The organism is Pseudomonas sp. Pseusp97 (assembly GCF_047304025.1).
Classification (GTDB): domain Bacteria; phylum Pseudomonadota; class Gammaproteobacteria; order Pseudomonadales; family Pseudomonadaceae; genus Pseudomonas.
The window spans coordinates 1-5,332 of sequence record NZ_JBGLYK010000299.1 but is presented as its reverse complement, the minus strand read 5'-3'; the positions used below and the strand labels follow the sequence as shown (position 1 = coordinate 5,332).

2 protein-coding genes and 1 pseudogene are annotated in these 5,332 nt (G+C 65.5%); all 3 read left to right on the top strand.

Features of this window, described 5'->3' with window-relative positions; all coding sequences use genetic code 11:
• The first annotated feature begins 315 nt into the window (after positions 1-315).
• Positions 316-1,551, top strand: a complete 1,236-nt coding sequence (gene mexE / locus ACCC94_RS27490; protein WP_413352760.1) for a multidrug efflux RND transporter periplasmic adaptor subunit MexE — start codon at positions 316-318, stop codon at positions 1,549-1,551.
• A 107-nt stretch (positions 1,552-1,658) separates the two neighbouring features.
• A complete protein-coding gene (locus ACCC94_RS27485) occupies positions 1,659-4,871 on the top strand; it encodes an efflux RND transporter permease subunit (RefSeq protein WP_413352759.1) in 3,213 nt (1,070 codons plus the stop codon).
• Between the two features lie 20 nt (positions 4,872-4,891).
• Positions 4,892-5,332 (top strand): annotated as a pseudogene (locus ACCC94_RS27480) (TolC family protein); the annotation flags it as partial.

Here is a 5,332-nt window from a genome sequence, read left to right as displayed (position 1 = left end):
CGCCCTACGTGACGCCCCCCTGTAGGAACGAGCTTGCTCGCGAACGGATTTTCCTGCTGCGTCGGTGCTGGGCGGTTCGCGAGCAAGCTCGCTCCTACACAAAGCCCTTCCGCCGGGCATCGGCGCGCGAGACGAGGCCTGAGCCGCAAACCCTGTGCCCATCCCTTCTATCTATTCGTGCGCATAGTGCAAAAGCATTTATCACTGCGCGTGATAATCAAAATCTGCTCGTTCGATTAGTTCCCAGGCGCCCCGTTGCGCAGACTCCGCTCCATCAGAAATCCCAAAATCAATTAGATCGCCGGAGTCCTTTCCATGGAGCGAAATCTGAACACCTTGCGTATTCCGTTGGCGTTGGCCGCCGTGCTGGTTCTCAGCGCCTGCGGCAAGGGCCAGGAGTCGGCACAGAACATGGCCGCCCCCAAGGTCAGCGTGGCGGATGTCATCGAACAACCGATCAACGAATGGGACGAGTTCACCGGCCGCCTGGAGGCTCCGGAATCCGTCGAACTGCGCCCGCGCGTCTCCGGCTACATCGACCGCGTCGCCTTCCGTGAAGGCGCGCTGGTGAAGAAAGGCGACCTGCTGTTCCAGATCGACCCGCGGCCGTTCCAGGCCGAGGTGCATCGCCTGGAAGCCCAGCTGCAACAGGCACGCGCCAACCAGACCCGCACCGTCAACGAAGATGCCCGTGGGGTGCGCCTGCGCGCCACCAATGCCATTTCCGCGGAACTGGCCGACGCCCGCAGCGCCGCCGCCGCCGAAGCCAAGGCGGTGGTCGCCGCGACCCAGGCGGAACTGGACAACGCGCGCCTGAACCTGTCCTTCACCCAGATCACCGCGCCCATCGACGGCCGCGTCTCGCGCGCCGAAGTCACCGCCGGCAACCTGGTCAACAGCGGCCAGACCCTGCTGACCACCCTGGTCTCCACCGACAAGGTCTACGCCTACTTCGACGCCGACGAACGCGTCTACCTCAAGTACGTGGACCTCGCCCGCAAGGGCGGCCCGGACGCCCGCGGCACCAGCCCGGTGTACCTGGGCCTGACCGGCGAGGACGGCTTCCCGCACCAGGGCCGCCTGGACTTCCTCGACAACCAGGTCAATCCCAAGACCGGCACCATCCGCGGCCGCGCTGTCTTCGACAACGCCACCAACCAGTTCACCCCCGGCCTGTACGCCCGCCTCAAGCTGGTCGGCAGCGGCACCTACCCCGCCGCGCTGATCAAGGACGAAGCGGTCGGCACGGACCTGGGCAAGAAGTTCGTGCTGGTGCTCGACAAGGACAGCAAGGTGCAGTACCGCGGCATCGAGCTGGGCCCGAAACTCGAAGGCCTGCGCATCGTCCGCAGCGGTCTGGTGAAGGGTGACCGCATCGTGGTCAACGGCCTGCAACGGGTCCGCCCGGGCGCCCAGGTCGATGCCCAGGGTGTCGAGATGGCCAGCAAGGAAACCCTCGCCAACCTGGAAAGCCAGCGTCGTGCGCTGGAGAGCTTCGAGGCGCCGAAGGTCGCCGAGAAATCCGCCAAACCGGGTGCGCCGCGCGGCTGACCCAACCCGTAATCCTTGAACCGATGTGCCAGGCCCTGTCCCACCAGGGCCTTGGGTGACCTTTGTCCCGGGTTTGGCGAACGATGCGTTCGCGACAGGAACCAGCCATGAACTTTTCGCAATTCTTCATCCAGCGGCCGATCTTCGCCGCCGTGCTCTCGCTGATCATCCTGATCGGCGGGGCCATCTCGCTGTTCCAGCTACCGATCAGCGAATACCCCGAAGTCGTGCCGCCCACCGTGGTCGTGCGCGCCAACTTCCCCGGCGCCAACCCCAAGGTGATCGGCGAGACCGTCGCCGCGCCGCTGGAGCAGGCCATCACCGGCGTCGAGAACATGCTCTACATGTCCTCGCAGTCCACCGCCGACGGCAAGATGACCCTGACCATCACCTTCGCCCTGGGCACTGACCTGGACAACGCGCAGGTGCAGGTGCAGAACCGCGTCACCCGCACGCAGCCCAAGCTGCCCGAGGAAGTCACGCGGATCGGCATCACCGTCGACAAGGCCTCGCCCGACCTGACCATGGTCGTGCACCTGACCTCGCCGGATAACCGCTACGACATGCTCTACCTGTCCAACTACGCCATCCTCAACATCAAGGATGAGCTGGCGCGCCTGGACGGCGTGGGCGATGTTCAGCTGTTCGGCATGGGCGACTACTCCCTGCGCGTCTGGCTGGACCCGAACAAGGTCGCCTCGCGCAACCTGACCGCCACCGACGTGGTCGCCGCGATCCGCGAGCAGAACCGCCAGGTGGCCGCCGGTGCCCTGGGCGCCCCGCCCTCACCCAGCGACACCAGCTTCCAGCTGTCGATCAACACCCAGGGCCGCCTGGTTACCGAGGAAGAGTTCGAGAACATCATCATCCGCAGCGGCCCGGACGGCGAGATCACCCGCCTGAAGGACATCGCCCGGGTCGAGCTCGGCTCCAGCCAGTACGCCCTGCGCTCGCTGCTGGACAACCAGCCGGCGGTCGCCATCCCGATCTTCCAGCGTCCCGGTTCCAACGCCATCGCCATCTCCAACCTGGTGCGCGAGAAGATGGCCGAGCTGAAGAAGGATTTCCCGCAGGGCGTGGACTACTCCATCGTCTATGACCCGACCATCTTCGTCCGCGGCTCCATCGAAGCGGTGGTGCATACCCTGTTCGAAGCCCTGATCCTGGTGGTGCTGGTGGTCGTGCTGTTCCTGCAGACCTGGCGCGCCTCGATCATCCCGCTGGCCGCCGTGCCGGTGTCGCTGATCGGTACCTTCGCAGTGATGCACGCCTTCGGCTTCTCGCTCAACGCGCTGTCGCTGTTCGGCCTGGTGCTGGCCATCGGCATCGTGGTGGACGACGCCATCGTGGTGGTGGAGAACGTCGAGCGGAACATCGGGCTGGGCCTCACGCCCGTCGAGGCGACCAAGCGCGCCATGAAGGAAGTGACCGGACCGATCATCGCCACCGCGCTGGTGCTCTGCGCCGTGTTCATTCCCACCGCGTTCATCTCCGGCCTCACCGGGCAGTTCTACCGGCAGTTCGCCTTGACCATCGCGATTTCCACGGTGATCTCCGCGTTCAACTCGCTGACCCTGTCGCCGGCGCTCTCCGCCGTGCTGCTCAAGGGGCACCACGAGCCGAAGGACCGCTTCTCGGTGCTGCTCGACAAGCTGCTGGGCGCCTGGCTGTTCCGGCCGTTCAACCGCTTCTTCGACCGCGCCAGCCACGGCTACGTCGGCACCGTCACCCGCGTGCTGCGCGGCAGCTCCATCGCGCTGCTGCTTTATGCGGGGTTGATCGGCCTGACCTACCTGGGCTTCTCCAGTACACCCACCGGCTTCGTGCCGCAGCAGGACAAGCAGTACCTGGTGGCTTTCGCGCAACTGCCCGACGCCGCCACGCTGGACCGCACGGAAGCGGTGATCAAGCGCATGTCGGAAATCGCCGGCAAGCATCCGGGCATCGAGCACACCGTGTCCTTCCCCGGCCTGTCGATCAACGGCTTCACCAACAGCCCCAACAGCGGCATCGTCTTTACCCCGCTCAAGGACTTCAGCGAGCGTAAAGGTCCGGGCATGTCGGCCAACGAGATCGCCGCCGAGCTGAACAAGCAGTTCGCCGATATCCAGGACGCCTACATCGCGATCTTCCCGCCACCGCCGGTACAGGGGCTGGGCACCATCGGCGGCTTCCGCCTGCAGATCGAGGACCGTGGCAACGCCGGTTACGAGGAGCTCTACGCACAGACCCAGAACATCCTCAACAAGGCCCGCGCGCTGCCGGAGCTGAACCCCATGTCGGTGTTCACCAGCTACCAGGTGAACGTGCCGCAGGTGGATGCCGCCATCGACCGCGAGAAGGCCAAAACCCACGGGGTTGCGATCAGCGACATCTTCGACACCCTGCAGGTCTACCTGGGCTCGCTGTACGCGAACGACTTCAACCGCTTCGGCCGCACCTACCAGGTGAACGTCCAGGGCGAGCAGCAGTTCCGTCTCGAACCCGAGCAGATCGGCCAGCTGAAGGTGCGCAACAACCTGGGTGAAATGGTCCCGCTGGCCACCTTCATCAAGATCAGCGACACCGCCGGCCCCGACCGCGTGATGCACTACAACGGCTTCATCACCGCCGAGATCAACGGCGCCGCCGCACCGGGCTACAGCTCCGGCCAGGCCGAGGCCGCCATCGAGCGCCTGCTCAAGCAGGAATTGCCCAATGGCATGACCTACGAATGGACCGAGCTGACCTACCAGCAGATCCTCGCCGGCAACTCCGCGATCTACGTGTTCCCGCTCTGCGTGCTGCTCGCCTTCCTGGTGCTGGCCGCGCTGTACGAGAGCTGGGGCCTGCCGCTGGCGGTGATCCTGATCGTGCCGATGACCCTGCTGTCGGCCATCGCCGGGGTGATCCTGTCCGGTGGCGACAACAACATCTTCACCCAGATCGGCCTGATCGTACTGGTGGGCCTGGCGTGCAAGAACGCGATCCTGATCGTCGAGTTCGCCAAGGACAAGCAGGACGAAGGCATGGACCGCCTGAGCGCGGTCCTGGAAGCCTGCCGCCTGCGTCTGCGGCCGATCCTGATGACCTCCATCGCCTTCATCATGGGCGTGGTGCCCCTGGTGCTGTCGTCCGGCGCCGGCGCCGAAATGCGCCATGCCATGGGTGTCGCGGTGTTCTCCGGGATGCTCGGCGTGACCTTCTTCGGCCTGCTGCTGACCCCGGTCTTCTATGTGCTGATCCGCCGCCTCATGGAAGCCCGTGAAGCGAAGAAACAGGCGCACCAGGCGCGCATCGCCCAGAGCCAACCTAACAACAGCGAGGCCCACCAGGCATGAGCGTCATCACCATCAATGCTATGAGCAGGAATGCCGTGAAACTGTTCGTCCCCACCCTGCTCGCGCTGGCCCTCAGCGCGTGCATGGTCGGCCCCGACTACCAGAAGCCGGACACCGCGCCGGCCCAACTGGACAGCAACGCCCAGGCGCAGGACTACGACCGCAACCGCTTCGAGGACGCCTGGTGGAAGCAGTTCGACGACCCGGTGCTGACCCAGCTGGTCGACCAGGCGCTGAAGGAAAACCGCGAGCTGCGCGTGGCCTATGCCCGCGTGCTGGCTTCGCGGGCGATCCGCGACGACGTCGCCAATGACCGTTTCCCCACGGTCACCAGTCGCGCCGAAGGCCAGGTCGGCAAGGGCCAGGTGCCCGGCCAGACCGAGGACCGGGTCAACCAGGAGCGCTACGACCTGGGGCTGGACATGATCTGGGAAGTCGACCTGTTCGGCCGCGTGCGTCGC